The organism is Tumidithrix elongata BACA0141, assembly GCF_036349135.1.
GTDB classification, from domain to species: domain Bacteria; phylum Cyanobacteriota; class Cyanobacteriia; order Pseudanabaenales; family Pseudanabaenaceae; genus Tumidithrix; species Tumidithrix elongata.
On the sequence record NZ_JAZBJZ010000103.1, the window covers coordinates 1 to 19,521 of the forward strand.

The window sequence follows — 19,521 nt, forward strand, 5'->3', positions numbered from 1 at the left end:
CTTAAACGATGAATGGCTTTTTTTCTCTATTTTCTAAAACTGTCCGAAGTATTGATTCATTAAAGCCCGTACAAATCAAGACTATATTCAAACATCTAATCAAAGTGCTGGCTCACAAAGCTCTAATAATCCATCTTTCTTGAGTTTCATCGATCGTCTTAATGCCAAAATCACAATAGAAGATCGTTCAGAGTTCCCCAATGACTTCTCGAAAAATCTAGATCACTATTTGTATGGTTCGCCAAAAGAAGAATGAGAAAGATATTTGCTGATACTGGTTATTGGATAGCTTTATTCTTACCTGATGACACGCTTCACTCCAAAGCTAGACATCTGACTAATTCTCTGCAACCTTTTCATATTGTCACCAGTGAGATGGTCTTTACTAAACTACTCAATGCTTTCTCGGGAAAAGGGAGAGCATATAGACAAAAAGCTGTCAGGTATATTAACCACTCATTCAACAATCCTGAAATTGAAGTGATCATCCAAACAGATGAGCTTTTTAAAAGCGCTCTCGACCTATACGATCGCCGACCAGATCAGGCATGGAGTCACACAGATTGCACGTCATTTCAGATCATGCAGCAACAAAATATTGCAGAGGCATTTGCATACGACAAACATTTTGAACAAGCTGGATTTGTCGCCTTACTACGGTAGGTGTTGTCAATTTTTAAGAAGTTTTAAAGAATCGAATAATTTCTCGGACGTGATCGAGAAACTGACCATCGCTGCTTAGTTGAGCGATCGCTTGTTGGGCTTCCCTAGAGAGACGTTCGTGATCTTGGTTGTTCGTGGCGCGGAGTTCCTCAAATACAGCAGAGAGTCGGGCGACATCTTTTCGCGTTTCTTCCCAGTGTTGCTGTTGTTTGGCTGCCCAAGAATAGGGCTGCTCTTCATTCAGTTGTTCTTCTAGCCGTTGGACTGCCCCCTCTAAATTGGCAAAACGACTGCGTAACTCCATCACATCTTCACGGGGATAGACAATCTGAGCGCTAATCATGGCGAGGCGACTGGCTAGATATTCATAGGTGCTGATCGCTGGGCGCAGGATTGTTAACAACAACGCTGCGATCGCTCCGAAATAACCAATGCTACTAATGCCACTGGCAGCCAGTACATACAGCACCACAGCAGATATGCCATGCAAAGCGATCGCGGCGATTAACGAACGATCTGCCAAGGTTTTGGCATAGTCAAGTTGTTTGCGATCGAGCGGTATGCCCCTTTCTTGAGAAATCTCTGCCTCAACCAAAACCTTCTTGGCTTTGAAATGAATATTCCAAGGAACGGTGACAATAATCAAAAGCCAAATAAAAATGCTGCCACCTACAACCCAATCCATAAAGTTTCCCAAAGAGAAATGCAGCCACTGCGATAGACCAAAGGCAGCTAGCAGTAACACAACAAACCCAAATAGCCAATTCATAAATCTTGAATCCATATCCTTTAAAGCCTCAGCGATTCTGAAATACCTTCATCATGGTCTCTATCATGGGCGATCGCTTGAGGCTAGGTTTGCCAAACTGTGACGATTTTCGATCTGGCATATCGAAAAGTTATACCAATTCCTCTAAAATTCACAACAGATTAAGTTTTAGGTTCTACACAGAGCATGGTATTGGGCTTAGCACGCAGTTCTTACATGATTCGCAGGTAATTGAAATATTGCCTTAAATTTGGGTAGTCTTTAGCCTTGGCACTGATGCCCGATCGCTTCTTGCAAGAAAAAGATCGCCGATCGCCAAAGTTAATGTAATAATCAGGGCAATTTTAGAGCTACGGGCTAGTAGCTGGTGTCGAGAGGCGTAAAATTCTGGTGGAATGAATGCAAGTAATGGGTCGCAATGCTGAATTGCCTGTGGATATTTTAGAGGATGTTCAAGTAGCTACAGAAGTAGCTCAACAAGCTGAGCAAGAGGGGGCAGCAGATCGGGCTGATGCTCTAGAGCATGGCTCGATAGCCGACCCCAAAGCGTCTCAAAAAACGCCATCAGAGACACTCCATAATTCGCAATTGCGCGACCAGTTTTGGGAATTAGAAGAGCTTAAAATTACTCAGGCTAAGCAAAAAGAGGACTGTCTTTATTTGCACTGTCAGTCTAACCAGCCATGCAAAATTTTACAGGCGATCGCACCCAATTCTCAGGCATTGTCCTCTTCCGTAATGTTTGCAGAGGGTGTCAGACGCGTCAAACTACATGGGAAGGGTTGGGCATTGGGGGTAGATTTACCCATCGATCATGCGGCGCTACTTGCCGCCGAGATCATCGAGTGTTTGAGACAAGATCCCAACACAAAGAAAACCGCGCTCAAAGTATTACTCCACCAAAGTTGCCTCAATATCCTCTGTGAATGCCAAACGGCAATTCCACAGGCGATTATGGCTTTACCCATTCTCAATGCCCTGCGCCAAACGAGACCCTCTGATTATTTGCAATCTGTCACTGTCAGTAGCAGAGTAATCGGACAAAAATTACCCAGTTGGTCGTTTGAGATCGATCTGCTTGCGATCGGAATTGTTCCCCCCAGCGATCGCCCCGATCTTTTATCAGCCAACTCTGAAGAAGATAGTGAAAGCGAAGACACAACTGAGGAAGAGAAAGAGTCCTCTATTGTCATTACCTACAGCCTATCCATTCTCAAATACCTGCTTTCAGGGAAATGGCTATTTACCCACCAGCCCAAGTCTCTCACGCTCATCACTTGTCTCTCTAGTCTGGTGGTGGGAAGCATGGGAACCTTCATTCTAGACCGTACTTTTTTTAACTATGCCCAGCCTCAAGCTCAACTAAAAAACCAAGTGCAGAGTAGTTCTGTAGAGCTTAAAGACAATCGCCTTACCGATCGCCCCAAACTAAATTTTCAGATTGACCTGCTCAATGACAAACTGGCATTGATCGACTGGCATATCTCGGCGCAGCGTCGCCCACCTGATGTTTTGATTATGGGCAGTTCTCGCGCCTTGAGGGGGGTAGAACCCACAATCTTAGAACAATCTCTCGCGCAAAATGGCTATAAGGGTATCAGTGTCTTTAACTTTGGGGTAAATGGTGCTACAGCAAAAGTAGTTAACCTGCAATTGACAGAGATCTTGTCATCCCAGCAATTGCCCAGAATGATTATCTGGGCAGACGGCGTCAGAGCTTTTAATAGCAACCGTACTGATATTACCTATGATGAAATTTCCACATCCCCTGGATACAAACAATTACAAGCCAGTCGTAAATCTAAAGATGCTTCTACGGATGGGAAGTCCGAGCAGAATCCTAATAAGGACTTAGATAGTGAGAAGCCTGTAACCCCACTTGGCAAAATGTTTCATGCTGTTTTTGATAGTTACCCCCAAAGGCAACAAGTCCGTGCGTCATTGGTTAAGGGTTTCGATCAATCGACCCTGTGGTTTAGCAATCGCCGCCAACTGCTCAGAGCCGCTCAACCCAACCGATCTGCGGAAATGGATTCAAAAGGCTTTGTGGCTTTTGATGTTACCTTCGATCCAAAAACCTACTTTCAAAACCACCCACAGGTCTCTGGCGACTACGATCTAGACTATCGAGATTTCAATCTCAATGGCAAACAGATGGAATCGTTTACGGCTGTTTCAGAGTTTTGCCGCCAGCATAATATTCAACTGGTGTTTGTGAACTTGCCTTTACACAATGTCTATCTCGACCCGACGCGATCGCGCTATGAATTGCTCTTTAGCAGTCGTATGCGCGATCTTGCCACACAATTGAATTTCACCTATATCGATCTGAGTCAAACATGGCGCAATCAAGCTGCACTTTTTTCTGACCCCAGTCACCTCAACCGACAGGGTGCGATCGCCGTAGCAAAGGAACTCGCCAGTAATTCACAAATTCGCTGGAAGTCTGCAAGCTATTAATCAACACATCTATTTAGCAACCGTGGCAAAGGACTCCACACCTAGGGGGCTGGGAATCCAACCTGTGAGAGCCTTGCGTTTCGCTAGCAAGGGCTGAGAATGCACGATTGGAATTCGCACTACCTCACGATAGAGAATCTCATCAACTTCCGCATAGACTTGCGCTCTCTCTTTGATGTCTGCGATCGCCCGCCCTCGATCTAATAGCTGGATCAATCGTTCCTGTTTCCATCCTCCCAAATCTTTGGTGGAATTTGCCGCAAAGTGAGGATAGTAGAAGTTATCTGGATCGCCATAGTCAGCAGTCCAGCCCATCATATAGGACTGAAACCCAGGAGCTTTGTTGCGATCGTTGAGATAGGCTGCCCAATCTTTCGTTTTTAAACTGACCCGAATACCGACGGCGCTCAGATCGGCGGCGAATGCCTCTGCGATCGGCTTGGGCGTAGGAAAATAGGGGCGTGAGACGGGCATATACCAAAGTTCCAACTCAAAGCCATTGGCATAACCTGCTTCGGCTAAGAGTTGTTTCGCTTTTTGAGGGTTGTATTCATAATCCCCCAGTGTTGAAGACTGTGCCCAAGCTAAGGAAGGGGGTAAAAAATGGCTGTCACTGATGCCCAGGTCGCCCCAAAAGGCCTTAACGATCGCTTTACGATTGATAGCTTGGGCGATCGCCATTCTCACCTTTGGGTTAGACAAGGGCTGATAGCTTGGATTGAGTGCCAAATAGCCCACATTAAACGAAGGGCGAGCAACGGCATCGAGGTTAGGGTCGCTGACAATTTCAGCCCTCTGATCGGGAGCGAGATCGACGGTGAAATCGAGCTGAGTTGCTCGCAGTTGTGCCAAACGTGCCGCAGGATCGATGACAAAACGCATAACCATTTGCTCGGATTTAGGCAAATCTTTTTGCCAGTAATTGGGATTCTTCACGAAGGCAATCCGATCGCCCGTACGCCACTCCTTAAGTCGGAAGGCTCCCGTTCCCACAGCAATTGAATTCGCATCGCTATTACTGGCAACACCGTAACTTGCGCCCATCTGTTGAATGGCTTTGGGACTAGCAATGCCAAAATAATTAGAGGCGATCGCGGTAGGGAAAGCGGCAAAGGCTTGATTTAGGGTAAATTTCACCGTATTGCGATCGACGGCTTCCACTTCCCTTAGTAAAGATTCAGGTTCTCCCTTAAAACCACCAAAGAGTTCTTTCCAAATCTCGTAGTTCTTGCCAGCATTACGAAAACCTTGGGGATGTTGCGGATCCCACCAACGTTCCACATTAAATTTCACCGCAGCCGCATCAAAATCGCTACCATCATGAAACTTAACTCCCTGACGCAACTTAAATAACCAAACCTTCCCATCTTCCGAGCCAGTCCATGATTCAGCCAGTGAAGGTTCTAACTCTACCGTGCCATCTTTAAAGGCAATCAAGCGATCGTAGATCTGTTGCTGCGCGATCGCCGAATTTCCGTCTATAAAATTGCCAGGTTCCAAGTTCACAGGCTGACCACCGGAGCCATAGACCAATACCCCAGCATTGGCAGTGTTACCATTAGATGAGTCGCCACGGGAAGGGTTTGTATATTGATTAGTGGGCTGACAATTCGCTACAATCAAACCGCAAACCACAGCAACGCACCAGAAGCCCAATCGCCATTTTCGCTCCTGCCAATTCCTGAGCCAATTTACGAGCCAATTCCTGAGCCAATTTTCTAATAATCCCATGATGATCTACGCCTGCTGAACTTGCTGAACACGATCGTTAAACACAAATGTACAACTTGAAGCTACCCGTGGGAAATAAATGGCATCTGCGACCTATTTTGATTGGCATCATTGGTTCTATTGCTACCCTAGCTATATTGCAGATATTGAGAGTTCAAGAGCAAGAAAAGCTAACTCAAATTTTACATCAGCAAACTTCAACCATTAAAACGATACTAACCGAACAATTAAATTCTCGCATTTCGATCTTGGAGGGAATGGTAGAGAATTGGGAGGGATATGGCGACAGATCGCAAGCTATATGGGAAAAAGAGGCAGAAGTTACCCTAAAAAAGCTGGCTGGTTATCAAACAATTCAGTGGATTGATAAGAATCTTCAAACGCTCTGGCGCGTAAGAGAATACAATCAGAACCGAACAAATTTCGATCTGACTTCGTTAGGACAATTTCGCGAAGAGTTTCTATCGGCTCAAAGAACTAAGTCAATTACGATCGGTCGTTTTGTTATCCCTCGGTCTAATTTTGTTATCCCTCAGTCCAACGAGCAGGTATTGTTCGTCATCATTCCCATATTTCATCGTAAGACTCAAGAGCTTGAAGGCTACATGATTGGGGTTTACAGATTTCGACTCCTCATTGACACAATTCTGACGCAGCAAAACTTAGAAAACTATGAGATTGCAATCTTTGATGGTGAAGATTTACTCTATCATCGCAATTCCGAGCGATTCTTACAAAATCAAATTGCATTATCGGAAGACGTAGATCTCAACTTCCATAATGTAAGGTTAAAAGTCAAGCTTTGGCCAACCTTTTCCTATTTAGAACAACAGCATTCTTACCTGCCCTTGGTAATTTGCTTGAGTGGTCTGGCGATCGCTTGGACATTAGCACTGGCGACCTATTTTGCTGAAACTGCCAAGCAACGCCTACAAAATCTAGAAATAGAATCCCAAGAGAGAGAACGAATAGAGTTCGATTTACGAGAAAGTGAAAAACGCTTTCGTAGCATGGCAGACAGTGCCCCTGTAATGCTGTGGATGTCTGACCCTAATCGTCTCTGTACGTTCTTTAACTGGACTTGGTTAAACTTCACTGGGCGATCGCTCGAACAAGAAATTGGGGATGGTTGGACAGAAAGCGTTCACCCCCACGATCTAGAGCGTTGCTTGTATGTTTACAGTTCCTCTTCACAAAATCAGCAACGCTTTCAAATGGAATACCGCCTACGCAGATTTGATGGGGAATATTGTTGGGTACTGAGTACGGGTGTGCCTCGCTACGATCTCGATGGTGTGTTTGTGGGCTATATCGGATCTTGCCTTGATATTACCGATATTCGAGAAGCTCAAGCGACATTACAGCGAGAATTTCAAAGTGTCTTATTACTCAAACAAATTACGCAAGAGATCCGTCAAAGCCTCAATCGCGAGCAGATTTTTGCAACAGCAGCCCTGCAAATCGGGCAAACCTTTAGTGTCAGTCGTTGTCTGCTTCGTGCCTATCTTGATGACCCGTCACCCCAAATTCCTTTAGTCTCTGAATATTTGGAAGAGGGTTATTCGTCTATGCGTGACATCAATCTTCCTGCAACCGGGAACGCTCATTTGGAACTTCTCATTAGTCAAGATCAAGCGATCGCGACCTATGATGTTTATGCCGATCCCTTACTCGAAAAAACGAAATTCATCTGCAAACAAATTGGCTTAAAGTCCATGTTGGCTGTGCGGACTTCCTATCAAAATAAAACCAATGGGGTAATTGCGCTACATCAATGCGATCGCTATCGTCAGTGGACATCCAGTGAAATTGCACTACTCGAAGCGATCGCGGCACAAATGGGTATTGCGATCGCCCAAGCTGACCTCTTAGAAAAAGAAACCCAACAGAGGGAAACCCTTGCTGCCAATATTCTCGCCCTAGAACAGGCAAAACTTGAAGCTGAGTCCGCCAATCGTGCCAAGAGCGACTTCTTGGCAATCATGAGCCATGAAATTCGCACGCCCATGAATGCTGTAATTGGGATGACAGGACTTCTCCTTGATACATCCCTCACCGCCGATCAACAGGAATTTACTGAAACGATTCGCAACAGTAGCGATGCACTATTAACGATCATCAATGATATTTTAGACTTCTCTAAAATTGAATCAGGCAAACTAGATCTAGAAGAACAGGCTTTTAATCTCAGAACTTGTATAGAAGGTGCAGTGGAGTTACTGGCATCTAAAAGCTTAGAAAAAAGAATTGAGCTAGCTTACTGGATTAGCCCTGATGTGCCCTCGCATATTATGAGCGATGTGACGCGATTGCGGCAAATTCTCGTCAACCTGCTCAGTAATGCCATTAAGTTCACCTCTTTTGGAGAGGTTATCCTTGCGGTTGATGTTGTATCTGTCGAGGACGAAGTTTTCAATCTTCGTTTTGCCATTAAGGATACGGGGATTGGCATCAAAAGCGATCGCCTCGATCGCCTGTTTAAACCCTTTAGCCAAGCTGATAGCTCAATTACGCGGCAATATGGCGGCACTGGTTTAGGGCTGGTAATCTGCCAACGTCTTAGTACTATGATGGGAGGAAGGCTTTGGGTTGAGAGTCAGGGTGTAGTGGGTGGCGATCCTCCTTTAGATTGGGTCACTGCACCTCATGAGGGTAAGAATATCACTTCTCCATTTAACCCTCTAGCTGTTGATTCCGATCGGGGCTCTACGTTCTATTTCACAATTTTGGCAAAAGCCACCTCCGAATCCCCCTCCATCGATCCTGCGATATCTTCTTTGCCCGAACTAGCTGGCAAGCAATTATTGATTGTCGATGACAATGCCACAAATCTGAGGATTTTGAGTTTACAAGTACAGGCTTGGCATATGATAGCTCACACGGTTGACTCAGGAGCTAAGGCACTGGAACTTTTATCGCAGGATCGCAGGTTTGATGTCGTAATTCTCGATATGCAGATGCCCGAAATGGATGGGATGACCCTAGCCAAAGAGATCCGCAAGCTACCTAGAGGTGATAATCTTCCATTGGTCATGCTAACTTCATTAACCAAATCTGATATTCCAGATCTTGCTGTAGTCAAACTTGCCGCTTGTCTGAATAAACCAATCAAGCAGTCACAACTTTACGATTTGCTCAGCAACATTCTATCAGTTCAGCCAATTAAGGTCGGAGTTCCTACTCAACTTCCTAGCATCGAAGCTGACATGGCGGAGAAACATCCCCTACGCATTCTCATGGCAGAAGACAATTTAGTCAATCAAAAGGTGGGTGTACGTTTGCTGGCACGTATGGGCTACCGAGCAGATATTGCAGGAAATGGATTAGAAGTTTTAGACGCATTAAGGCGACAAACCTATGATGTCGTACTCATGGATATGCAAATGCCCGAAATGGATGGATTAACAGCCACGCGGATGATTCTTGAAGAATGGAATCAAGCTGAACGACCTCGAATTATTGCCATGACTGCAAATGCGATGCAAGGCGATCAAGTAAAATGCTTAGAAGCAGGAATGAGTGATTACATCAGCAAACCCGTTCATGTCGAGGAATTAGTACGCGCTTTAAGTAAATGCAAACCTTTGGGAGTCATTTAGATTTTCATAGTTATCTACTTTGTCTTAACAGACAAAGCTACGGCTTACTCCATAGATATTGATTTCCGCGATCGCGGCAAAAATTTAGTCTAAAACTCTGATATGCTTTGCAGCCATGAGAACTGATACGCTTTTCTATCAATTATTTCAGAGCTTTCACACTTTACTGTTCGAGCTAATCGAACAACCTCCGTCTACTGCTGACGGCTATGAGTTTGTGTCAGCGGAGGTGAAAGAAAAAGCCTTTCGATTTGATGGCATTTTTCTGCCAAACACTTTAGAAAAACCCGTTATTTTTGCAGAGGTTCAGTTTCAACCGAAAGATGATTTCTATTGGGACTTGATGTCAGAGATTTGCCTGTATCTTAGGCAATACAAGCCTTTACAAAACTGGTATGCCGTAGCAATTTTTGCCCGTCGGATTTACGATCCAGGTGAATCACCACATTTTCAGGAGTTGTTTGACAGTAATCGGATCGTGCGTGTTTATCTTGAGGATTGGTTGGATCGCGGAACGAATTCTCTTGGTATTGCGATCGTACAGTTAATTTTAGTGTCTGAGGCAAAAGCACCTGAGCTAGTCAGACAGTTAGCAGTTCAAGTTGAGCAAGAAACACTGCCTCTCCTGCGGGATGAGGTAGTAGAATTTATTGAGACGGTTTTAGTCTATAAGTTTCCGCAGTTAACCCGAAAGGAGATTGAGGCAATGTTTACACTCAATGATTTAAAACATACTCGTGTTTATAAGGACGCTAAGCAAGAGGGTAGACGAAATGAAGCCAAATCACTGCTTTTACGACTGCTAACAAAAAAACTTGGGACTTTAAACACTCGCTATCGAATCAAAATTACAAGGCTTTCACTTGAGAAGATGGAAGCTCTCAGCGAAGCTCTTTTAGATTTCACTAATATTACCGATCTAGATCGCTGGTTAGAAGATCAGAAATTAACTCGCTGAGTGAGAAGCTTAACATTACTAACCAAGAATGTCCCAGCGATGAGAATTGACAGCACATCTCAAATCGATTGGCATTAATCCTGATGAAATCTAAGCTTCAAGATTGTTGTAAAAATGTAGAAAGTGAAGGTGCGTCATTGAAAACCTACAGTAACCGAACTATCACTTAACAATCGCAAATGCTTAGATCGTTCAAAACAAAGCTAAAACATTGTATCGACACATTGAAGAAACCAAGGGGTATTAGAGCAGTCTTACTTATTATTGTTGCCATTTTGGTTGCAATTTTGACCTGGCTTTTCTACTGGATATTACACGATTGGGGGAGCCTACAACAAAATCCCACAGACAATGCTAAAAGAAGGTTTGATGCAACCCTAGAAATTGTTAAAGCAATCATAAGTGGGGTGGGAACAGTTGCAACAGTCATTGGTGGAGTCTTCCTATTTCTAAATTTTCGGTTAGCGCAGAAAAAGGCTGACACGGATGAAAAGCAAGCTAAAAATGCTTCAGAACTTGCGGAGTCACGCCTAATTACAGAGAGGTTTGCTAAAGCTGTCGAGCAACTTGGGAGCGATAAAATAGAAGTTCGCCTAGGTGCAATTTATTCATTAGAGCGAATCGCTAAAGACTCAGAGAGAGATCACTGGACAATCATGGAGGTCTTAACTTCTTTTATTCAGGAGAAAGCACCTTTGAAACTGGAAAAAGATCTGAATCGAGCTAAAGCTTATGAAATATCGCAGAAAAGTGGTTCCAATAGTTCACCAGAAGAAAACTGGAATGCTGCGGTCGAAGAAATTGCAAAGCAACCAATTGCCAAGGACATTCAGGCTGCTCTCACGGTTATTGGCAGACGGGATACAGAAAAAGATCCAAAAGATCCAGAAGATAAGCGTTTAGATCTCAGTAATACCTACCTAAGGAACGCTCATCTCAGTGGAGCTAATCTCAGTAATACTGACCTTATGAATACCAATCTCAGTAGAGCCTATCTCAAGGATGTCAACCTTATGGATGCCAATCTTAGCAGTGCTAATCTCAAGAATGCCAACCTTATGAATGCCAATCTTAGTAGAGCCTATCTCAATGATTCTGACCTCAGTAGCGCTGCACTTATTTATGCCAATCTCAGCGGTGCATACCTCAGTAAAGTCAGTCTCAGTGATGCAGACCTCAGTAAAGCCATCCTAAATGATGCCAACCTCAGTGGTGCTAACCTCAGTGGTGCTAACCTCCATCGTGCCCAACTTAAAAAAGCTAAACTCATTGATGCCATACTCAAAGGAGCCTGTCTCAAGGAAGCCTGTCTTGAAGAATCTGTTCTCTACAGTGCAGATGTCAGTGATGCCGACCTCAGCAATACTGACCTCAGTAAAGCCAATCTCTATTGTGCAAATCTCAGCAATACTGACCTCAGTAAAGCCATCCTCCATGAAGCGCCGCTCTTCATGGTGCAAATCTCAGTGGTGCTAACCTCAGTAATACCGACCTCAGTAATCTAAAAGGCCCATCACAATTGCAAAACGCAAAACTCTGTCAAACTATTCTGCCTGACAGAACCAAGAGTAATCGCGATTGTCAAGCCCTTGGACTTCCAGAAAACTAGATTTTTAAAGCACTACCTTGTGATTCCTAGAGTCCATTTTTTAATTGGGATAAATGCGAAGGCGACGATTGGGTTCGTTGCCAAAGCTAGATGATTTGAGATGGTAGTGTTCCACGAGTTCGTGTTGCATGCGACGAATGACCGAAGAGCGCGGGAGTAATTCTACGGGTTGTCCCTTGGGAATTACAATCTGCTCCACTGCCAAACGGGCTTCTTCGAGGGCTTCCATCTCATCCTCTGAGTCACCGTAAGCAAACAGGCTCAGATCGCCGATCGCAGAAGTTCCCGCTGGACTCTCATCAATATGCAAAATCCGCCGCAAAGCGCGAGTGATTTGCGGAATTGTACTGCTTTTAATTACGTGAATTGGCAACTGACGGGCTTCGGCAATGTGACGCAACTTAGAATGGCTGCGAACCTGCGATCGCAGCGCCAAAATCACATCGGCATTCTCAGCCTCTTTGGTAATTACAATCGGTAGATTTAAAGCCTCAATCACCTGCTCGGTTTGATGGCGGCTGACGGCATAGAGATAGACATAGGTAGCATCAATGTCAGGATCGGCATTGGCAGGATATTTGATCGAGGTCTCGTCCAGATCGTCCATAACCAGATCTTCGCCATCCCGCTCCCGCTCGAAGTCTTCACTCCAGTCTCCACCATAGAGGCGATCGGTGAGACGTTCGACTTGGCGTTCGATTTGGCGTTCTGCTTGTCGCTCGATTTGGCGTTCGGAACGGCGATCGCTAATATTCGTAATTGTGCTCGGATCGAGCGGAACGGGTTTCATCCTTCCCGACGCCCGCCACCCCTTAGCATTAGGATTTTTGATGATTTCAGGTGCAGGGGGAGCCTCCTCAGTAATTGCCACACTACCTGCTTCAGTCACCGCCCGAATCTGCTGACCAGGATTGCGATCGCGCAACAGGGCATCAATGGTTTCGGCAACATTTTTATGGACGACCCAGCGATAGCGTTCTAGCATTTCGATCGCAATCTCAAAGGTAGGCTGTGCCTTGCGTTCTAGAATGCTCTTTTGTGGCAGACCTCGGCGGCGCATTTCTTCATCGCCCAAGGTTACCGATTGAATACCGCCCACAAGATCGGATAGGGTGGGATTTTTAATTAAATTCGCCAACTGGTTCCCGTGCGCCGTACCGACCAATTGCACGCCTCGTTCGGCGATTGTTCTTGCCGCCAAAGCTTCTAGCTCTGTGCCAATTTCATCGATCACGATGACTTCGGGCATATGGTTTTCCACCGCTTCAATCATTACCTGATGTTGCAGTTCGGGCTTTGCCACTTGCATCCGTCGGGCGCGACCAATCGCAGGGTGCGGAATATCTCCATCACCAGCCACCTCATTGGATGTGTCGATAATTACAACCCGTTTGGTCATTTCATCCGCCAAAACACGAGCAATTTCTCGCAATGCCGTGGTTTTACCCATTCCCGGTTTGCCCAGCAACAAAATGGATTTGCCCGTCTCGACCAAATCCCTGATCATTTCCACGGTGCCATAGACGGCTCGCCCAACGCGGCAAGTCAGGCCAATAATCATACCCTTACGATTACGCATGGCACTAATCCGATGCAGGGTGCGCTCGATGCCAGCGCGGTTGTCGCCGCTAAATTCGCCTACCCTTTGTACGCATTCATCCAGTTCCGCCTGCGTAATCGGTGCATCGGATAGATAGTGGGTCAGGTCAAAATAACGCGCCTCTGGGGGGCGTCCCAGATCCATCACAACTTCAACGAGGCGATCGAGTTGTCCAAAAGCTTCTAGGCTTTGTCGAATGTCAGGCGGCAAGATTGCCAAGAGTTGATCGAGATTGTCTGTAACTTGTTTGCGGAATACGTCCGACATAAATAGGTGATTCTTAGTGAATATATGAAAGGGTTTCTTAAGGCAGATTCGGAATAGAGAGATGAAATACAGTATTGGAATGTAGAGTCTTAGCGCAGATTCGGAAGGCAGATGTAGTTTAAATCATGGCTTTAAGGGAATCGGTGAAAAGGTTGATGTCGCATCTTGTAGGTCACTTGCAGATTGGGAATGTTTAATCTGTCCGACCAAACACTTGGCTTTGGAAACCGCTTGTTGTAGCAGTAGGGGGTCATCTTCTAGATAATTGCTCGACGATCGCTCTAGAATATCTGCCACCAATTTACGTGCATAGCTACCATAGGCAATTCCCGCAGGTCGAACGTTAGCTGCCTGTAGTTTAGCAACCGTAATCGCATTTGTACCACCTGCAACCTGCACAAAACCAAAGGGTAATTGCATTCCTATGACTTTTTTTGCCAGCAAAACTGCCGCACGCGTCGCGCCATCCCCAATATCACCACTCATCGGTCGTCCATCTGCCTGCCAAACAAGCTGTTGTGGCATGGGATGCATACAGGCAAGCAGTGAGGTCAGATAGTCACGCAAGTCCTCGCAGTCAGGAAAACTTACCGCCACCAACTTAAGCTGGGGAATTAACCCACTCAAACGTTGCCAAAGCTGACCAAATTCTCGGACGCGCCCAGGTTGGGTATGAATTTCAATCGCATCAATCGGTTCCCTATGAATGGTTTCAGGAGCGTAAACTTGCTCGCGGGTGTGAATAATTTGCACTGGGCATAGAGGTAAACATCGACCACAGCCGTAGCAAAGGCTGTCAACGATCCCATTGTAACCATTCTCTATAGGACTATGAATGTTGCGATCGCTACCACCACGAAACTGAATCGCTTGGGTTGGACAAATATCCACACAGGGGCGATCGCAACCAGAAAGACAATCTTGCGGCTCAAAAAGGGCTTTGCGAAAATGCGGATCTTCGCCATCATTAAAACTCACCATTACCCAAGGGGCAGCGATCGTATTGTCAGGAGCGCGATCGACAAGACCCATGCAGCCATGGGCGACGGAAATTCCCTCTCTTGCAGCTCTAATCACAGCAGGATCGGCAGCCATATCAATGCAGTCAGCCCCAGCCAAGGTATAGACTAGGGCGAGGTTACGAATACTGGGCAGATGCTGATAGCTAGCACCGCAGATTAATTTAAACCATTGGTGCGATCGCAGGGAGTCTAGGGGAGAATTTGATAACTGATTCATTTCCTCTATGCTAATACTTGAGTGCTAATACTTGAGCCATAAAACTAGTAACTGATCGCCGACTACCGAACCACCATTATGCAAAATCTCAACCAGTTACTAGAAATCGTCCGTCCGATCGCTTGGGGGGCGGCGGATATTATCATGACCTACTATCGATCGCCCAAAAGCATAGAAATTACCAGCAAAGGGGGCGATGAGGGCAAAGTTACCTCTGCGGATTTTGCCGCCAACGATTACATCCTGCATCAGCTTAAATATCAACTGGGCACGCGCGATTTTGCCTACCTCAGCGAAGAAGCTGAAGACGACGCTACGCGCCTTGAGTACGACTGGGTTTGGATTATCGACCCCCTAGATGGCACCAGTGGCTTTATCAAACACACGGGTGAATTTGCCGTGCATATTGGTTTAGCCTATCAACAACGCCCCGTTCTTGGCTTGGTGGCTTGCCCCTCTCAGGGGAAATTATTCTCCGCGATCGCCAACCAAGGCACCCATTTAGAAACCCAAGATGGCCAGAAACGGCGGGTACAGGTTTCCGATAAAAAAGAAGTACAGGATATGGTGGCGATCGCCAGCCGCACCCATCGCACTGCCGAGCTAGATTTTATTCTCAGTCGCTTGCCAAATATCCAAGAACGGTCTGTAGGAAGTATTGGCGGAAAATTTGGGGCGATCGTCGAAGCCCAAGCTGATTTTTACATTGCACTTTCGGGGCGATCGGCACCTAAAGATTGGGACTATTGTGCTCCTGAAATTATTCTGACTGAGGCAGGGGGGAAATTGACGCGCTTTGATGGCAGCCCATTGCTATACAACAACCTCGATATCAGACAATGGGGCAATTTGATTGCCAGCAACGGTCACTGCCACGAACAATTGTGCCAACTCAGTCAAACCGCCCTCTCAGAAATGTAGCCGCCAATCAGTTCTGAACCAGCCCTGAAATGAGAAACTAATGGGGTATGGCTACGTAAACAAGAACTGACTTGACTAAGCAATTGACTGAGCAATTAACGAAATCGACTACGCGATCGCCTAAGCAAACCTCTTACTGGCTCCTGCGTGACTACCTACGCCCTCACTGGTTACTGATTGCCAAAGCATTTCTCTGTACCCTAGGCTTTATTGGCACCATGCCTCTACTCGCCCATATTTTAGGCTTGGTATCCGAAGCCCTTGCCCTCGGTAAAGTCTCTGAGATCGTACAAATTTCTGGCTATACAGTTTTGATGTTTGTGGGGCGAGGTCTATGTCAGTACGGTCAAGATGCGCTGATGGCAAAGGCAGCCTTAAATGTGGCTATGGATCTACGGGTTGATGTTTACGCCCATTTACAAAAGCTCGATCTAGATTACTTTGCCGAATCCCGAACGGGCGATCTTTCCTATCGTCTCACCGAAGACATCGATCGCATTGGGGAAGTGGTTGGCAAATTTTTTCATCAGTTTGTGCCATCGATTTTGCAACTGGTGTTTGTGCTGGCATACATGTTTTACCTCAACTGGGTGCTGACCTTAACCACCCTGTTGGTCGCACCTTTGGTAGCTTTGTTGATTGCTTGGTTTGGCAATCGCATGTTGGAACTCTCGCGCCGCAGTCAAGATCAGGTCTCTAGCCTCTCTTCTTTACTTTCAGAGGTGTTTAGCGGCATTCGTCTAATTCGCGCCTTTGCCACAGAGGGCTATGAAATTCAACGGTTTAAAGCCGAAGCCGAGCAAAATCGTCGCCGTAAATTTGCCACAGATCGGATTCGGGCAATTCAATATCCATTTATTGGTTTCATCGAAGCATTTGGAATTTGCGGGCTGTTTGTTCTGGGGGCTTGGTTAATTTCTACAGGTCAACTGACGGGTAAGCAATTTGTTGCCTTTGCTGCGGGTGTGCTGCTGCTGATCGACCCGATTGTAAATACCACGAGCAGCTACAACGAAATCAAACAAGCTGAGGCATCAGTCGATCGCATTTTTGAGATTTTTCGCGTACAGCCCACGATTATTGAGAAGCCCAATGCCCAGGAGTTACCCGAAGTTACAGGCAAGGTAGAATACCAAAACGTGCAGTTTCACTACCAACCCGACCAGCCGATCCTGCGCGGGATTAGCTTTTTAGCCTTTTCAGGAGAAGTGATTGCTTTGGTGGGTTCCTCGGGCGCAGGCAAGTCTACGCTGATGAATTTGTTAATGCGGTTTTACGATCCCTGTGGTGGCAAGATTTTAATTGACGGCATTAATATTCAAGATGTGACGTTACAGAGTTTGCGCCGACAGATTGCCGTGGTTCCACAGGAAACGATTCTGTTCTCGGGCACGATCGCTTCGAATATTGCCTTTGGGCAAGAGACCTTTGAGATTGAAGCTGTAGAAGCCGCCGCCAAAATTGCCAATGCCCATGAATTTATTTCCCAATTGCCCCATGGTTATCTGACTTGGGTGGGCGAACGCGGGGTGAATCTCTCAGGGGGACAAAGACAGCGAATTGCGATCGCTCGGGCAGTTTTGCACAATCCTAAAATCCTCATTCTCGACGAAGCCACCTCTGCCCTTGACGCTGAGTCCGAAAGCCTCGTCCAAGAAGCCCTACAGCGCCTGATGCTGGGACGGACGGTATTTGTGATCGCCCACCGTTTGGCGACAGTTCGTAATAGCGATCGGATTTTTGTTTTGGAGCAAGGTCAGGTCGTCGAATCTGGGACGCACGATCAACTGATTCAGCAGGGAGGTCGCTACGCTCAATTTCACACGCGCCAGTTTCAGTGATGCAGCGATCGCAAATTCACAGCTAAAGAAGAGAACTAGGTTTATATCGTTATCTACATCGCCCCAAAAGACGTTAGCTAGCCACTTATAGTTTTTTAGTATCGCTCTGGATAATGTTAGGGACGAGTTCTCTTCAAAAAATGGAACTTACAGCTACTTTCGAGCTAATTCACCACGAAGCTGGATCACACTGAACGCTACCTAGCTATCAGCGTTCAGTCCTAAACTGGCAACTGATAGCTACACGCCAATAGCTAAATGCTAATTACTCTTCTTCATCCCATGCTTCAACTTCTAATAAGCTGCTGATGACATCTTGGGTGCTAAAACCAAATTCTGACAGTTCCTGTTTCCAGTGTTGCCATTCATCCCCAAAAATCAAGGAAATTTGCCATAGCCGATCGCTTGGCTTGACCAACTTAGATTTGACCAGCGATCGCACTTGATTTTGAAACTTCACCATGGGGTGAGCTACTTGTGTATTCATAAACTCCGTAAAGGTTGCATTCGTTCTAGTAAAACAGGCGCGATTTTTGAAACTTTCGTCAGCCTGCATTGTGGCAATTCAATTTTTTGGCAGCTTAGGATCTTGGCAATTTAATTAACTCATGGAGTGTTAAACTTGCCCGATCTCGACTTTGCCTATTTAAACTTAGCTTAAAAATTGGTAAAGGACTAAACGCCAACATTCTGCGTTGCCAGCTTTGCATATTACACTTGAAATCTATATTTTGCAAATCCTATATTCTATTTTTTTAATTTCTTGGAAAGATTGCTGAAATTTTGGCTTTTACGCTGACAGATCTGTCCTGTGTTAGAGTTGAGAAACTGTCGGTTCAAGTAGAAAACCGCCACAAGAGGTAACAGAGAAAATCTGGTGTGAGCCCAGTACTGTCCCCCAGCTTTAACTTCAGCAACCATTAAGTAATAAGCATTTCACAGTGGTAAACCTTCTGGTTCCATTTTAAATTCAATTTATTTCATAGGTATAGATACAGACCTATTCTTCAATCCCTAGCTTGGAACAAAATGTAATTCAACTGCTTCTGCGAGTATTGCAGACTGACAATCCACAGCAAGCAGTCATGGGATTATTGCCAGAAAATCGTCAGTCTGGGTTTAAGCTCCTACCAAAGCATCGCGATCGCAACCTGTGAGGGTTATGAAATTCATAAGCGCTGAGAAGAGTTTTAGCTCAGTCTGCCTCAGGAATCTTGAAAGAAGCAATCTCAGATTTAGAACATTACCCCTATCACCCATTAACATGAATCACAAACTATATGAATAAAGTCACTCGCTATCAAAATGCCGCACTCCAATATTATATGGAAATCACAGGTTCTCAATACCTTCACTATGGCTATTGGGAGCCAATCCCCACCTCATTCGACGATTTGACCATTTTAGGTCTTCGCAAAGCTCAAGAATCCTACGCTTTTCATTTACTCGCTTTTATTCCCGAAGGAATTCGCACTATCCTTGATGTCGGCTGTGGTATTGGGGGGAATGCTGCCTACCTCCTCAAGCAAGGCTTTAAAGTCGAAGGTCTAGCCCCTGACCCATCCCAGCAGGAAAATTTTCTCACTCGCACAGGTGGTGAAGCACCCTTTCATATGTCAACATTCGAGAACTTTGTGGAAACTTCTCAAGCCAAAAATCCTTCACCTGCTTACGATCTACTGCTATTTAGCGAAAGCAGTCAATATATGTCGGCAAAGGATATTGCAGAGGGTGCAGCCCACTTAGCCGTAAAGGGTGGCTATGTCTTGCTCGCTGATATGTTACGCACCAACGCAGAGTACCGTGAAGGAATAGAGTTGTTGGGAAATAAAAACAAGTTGTGGACAGGGTTTTCCTCTTCCCT

At 45.6% G+C, this 19,521-nt stretch carries 14 protein-coding genes and 1 pseudogene; 10 read left to right on the top strand and 5 right to left on the bottom strand.

Features of this window, described 5'->3' with window-relative positions; all coding sequences use genetic code 11:
• Positions 1 to 252 precede the first annotated feature (252 nt).
• Positions 253 to 663 (top strand): type II toxin-antitoxin system VapC family toxin, encoded by a 411-nt coding sequence (locus V2H45_RS19740; protein ID WP_330485397.1) that lies wholly within the window; start codon positions 253 to 255, stop codon positions 661 to 663.
• 13 nt (positions 664 to 676) lie between these two features.
• Here the strand turns inward: V2H45_RS19740 and V2H45_RS19745 are convergent, their stop codons facing one another.
• Positions 677 to 1,447: a hypothetical protein gene (locus V2H45_RS19745; RefSeq protein ID WP_330485398.1), complete on the bottom strand. Its 771-nt coding sequence runs from the start codon at positions 1,445 to 1,447 to the stop codon at positions 677 to 679.
• 384 nt (positions 1,448 to 1,831) lie between these two features.
• On the opposite strand from V2H45_RS19745, the gene V2H45_RS19750 reads away from it, so the two are divergent.
• Positions 1,832 to 3,892: a D-alanyl-lipoteichoic acid biosynthesis protein DltD gene (locus V2H45_RS19750; RefSeq protein WP_330485399.1), complete on the top strand. Its 2,061-nt coding sequence runs from the start codon at positions 1,832 to 1,834 to the stop codon at positions 3,890 to 3,892.
• 9 nt (positions 3,893 to 3,901) lie between these two features.
• Here V2H45_RS19750 and V2H45_RS19755 read toward each other — a convergent pair whose 3' ends face one another.
• Positions 3,902 to 5,623: an ABC transporter substrate-binding protein gene (locus V2H45_RS19755; protein ID WP_330485400.1), complete on the bottom strand. Its 1,722-nt coding sequence runs from the start codon at positions 5,621 to 5,623 to the stop codon at positions 3,902 to 3,904.
• 47 nt (positions 5,624 to 5,670) lie between these two features.
• Between V2H45_RS19755 and V2H45_RS19760 the strand changes: the two genes are divergently transcribed.
• The 4 genes and pseudogenes from V2H45_RS19760 to V2H45_RS25700 form a co-directional block, all read left to right on the top strand.
• Complete coding sequence (locus V2H45_RS19760) at positions 5,671 to 9,222, top strand: response regulator (protein ID WP_330485401.1); 3,552 nt, start codon at positions 5,671 to 5,673, stop codon at positions 9,220 to 9,222.
• A 115-nt stretch (positions 9,223 to 9,337) separates the two neighbouring features.
• Positions 9,338 to 10,180, top strand: a complete 843-nt coding sequence (locus tag V2H45_RS19765) for an Rpn family recombination-promoting nuclease/putative transposase (protein ID WP_330485402.1) — start codon at positions 9,338 to 9,340, stop codon at positions 10,178 to 10,180.
• Positions 10,181 to 10,836: 656 nt separating this feature from the next.
• Entirely contained in the window at positions 10,837 to 11,685 is an 849-nt protein-coding gene (locus V2H45_RS19770; protein ID WP_408648842.1) for a pentapeptide repeat-containing protein, read from the top strand.
• Positions 11,652 to 11,789: pseudogene (locus V2H45_RS25700) on the top strand (hypothetical protein); the annotation flags it as partial. The gene V2H45_RS19770 and the pseudogene V2H45_RS25700, both read left to right, overlap by 34 nt.
• A 40-nt stretch (positions 11,790 to 11,829) precedes the next feature.
• Here V2H45_RS25700 and V2H45_RS19775 read toward each other — a convergent pair.
• Together V2H45_RS19775 and V2H45_RS19780 are read right to left on the bottom strand one after the other, a co-directional pair.
• A complete protein-coding gene (locus tag V2H45_RS19775) occupies positions 11,830 to 13,656 on the bottom strand; it encodes a R3H domain-containing nucleic acid-binding protein (protein WP_330485404.1) in 1,827 nt (608 codons plus the stop codon).
• Positions 13,657 to 13,779: 123 nt separating this feature from the next.
• The gene (locus tag V2H45_RS19780; RefSeq protein ID WP_330485405.1) at positions 13,780 to 14,895 is read right to left on the bottom strand and encodes a Light dependent period protein LdpA domain-containing protein; all 1,116 of its coding nucleotides are present in this window, start codon (positions 14,893 to 14,895) and stop codon (positions 13,780 to 13,782) included.
• A 78-nt stretch (positions 14,896 to 14,973) separates the two neighbouring features.
• Between V2H45_RS19780 and V2H45_RS19785 the strand changes: the two genes are divergently transcribed.
• Complete coding sequence (locus V2H45_RS19785) at positions 14,974 to 15,816, top strand: 3'(2'),5'-bisphosphate nucleotidase CysQ family protein (protein WP_330485406.1); 843 nt, start codon at positions 14,974 to 14,976, stop codon at positions 15,814 to 15,816.
• Positions 15,817 to 15,887: 71 nt separating this feature from the next.
• Complete coding sequence (locus V2H45_RS19790) at positions 15,888 to 17,657, top strand: ABC transporter ATP-binding protein (RefSeq protein ID WP_330485407.1); 1,770 nt, start codon at positions 15,888 to 15,890, stop codon at positions 17,655 to 17,657.
• Positions 17,658 to 17,922: 265 nt separating this feature from the next.
• Here the strand turns inward: V2H45_RS19790 and V2H45_RS19795 are convergent, their stop codons facing one another.
• Positions 17,923 to 18,144, bottom strand: coding sequence for a DUF4327 family protein (locus V2H45_RS19795; RefSeq protein WP_330485408.1), 222 nt, complete (start codon positions 18,142 to 18,144; stop codon positions 17,923 to 17,925).
• Between the two features lie 532 nt (positions 18,145 to 18,676).
• On the opposite strand from V2H45_RS19795, the gene V2H45_RS19800 reads away from it, so the two are divergent.
• Positions 18,677 to 18,814 carry a hypothetical protein gene (locus tag V2H45_RS19800; protein WP_330485409.1) on the top strand — a complete coding sequence of 46 codons (138 nt, stop codon included), beginning with the start codon at positions 18,677 to 18,679 and terminating at the stop codon, positions 18,812 to 18,814.
• A 123-nt stretch (positions 18,815 to 18,937) separates the two neighbouring features.
• The coding region (locus V2H45_RS19805; protein WP_330485410.1) for a class I SAM-dependent methyltransferase at positions 18,938 to 19,521 on the top strand (584 nt) is incomplete at its 3' end.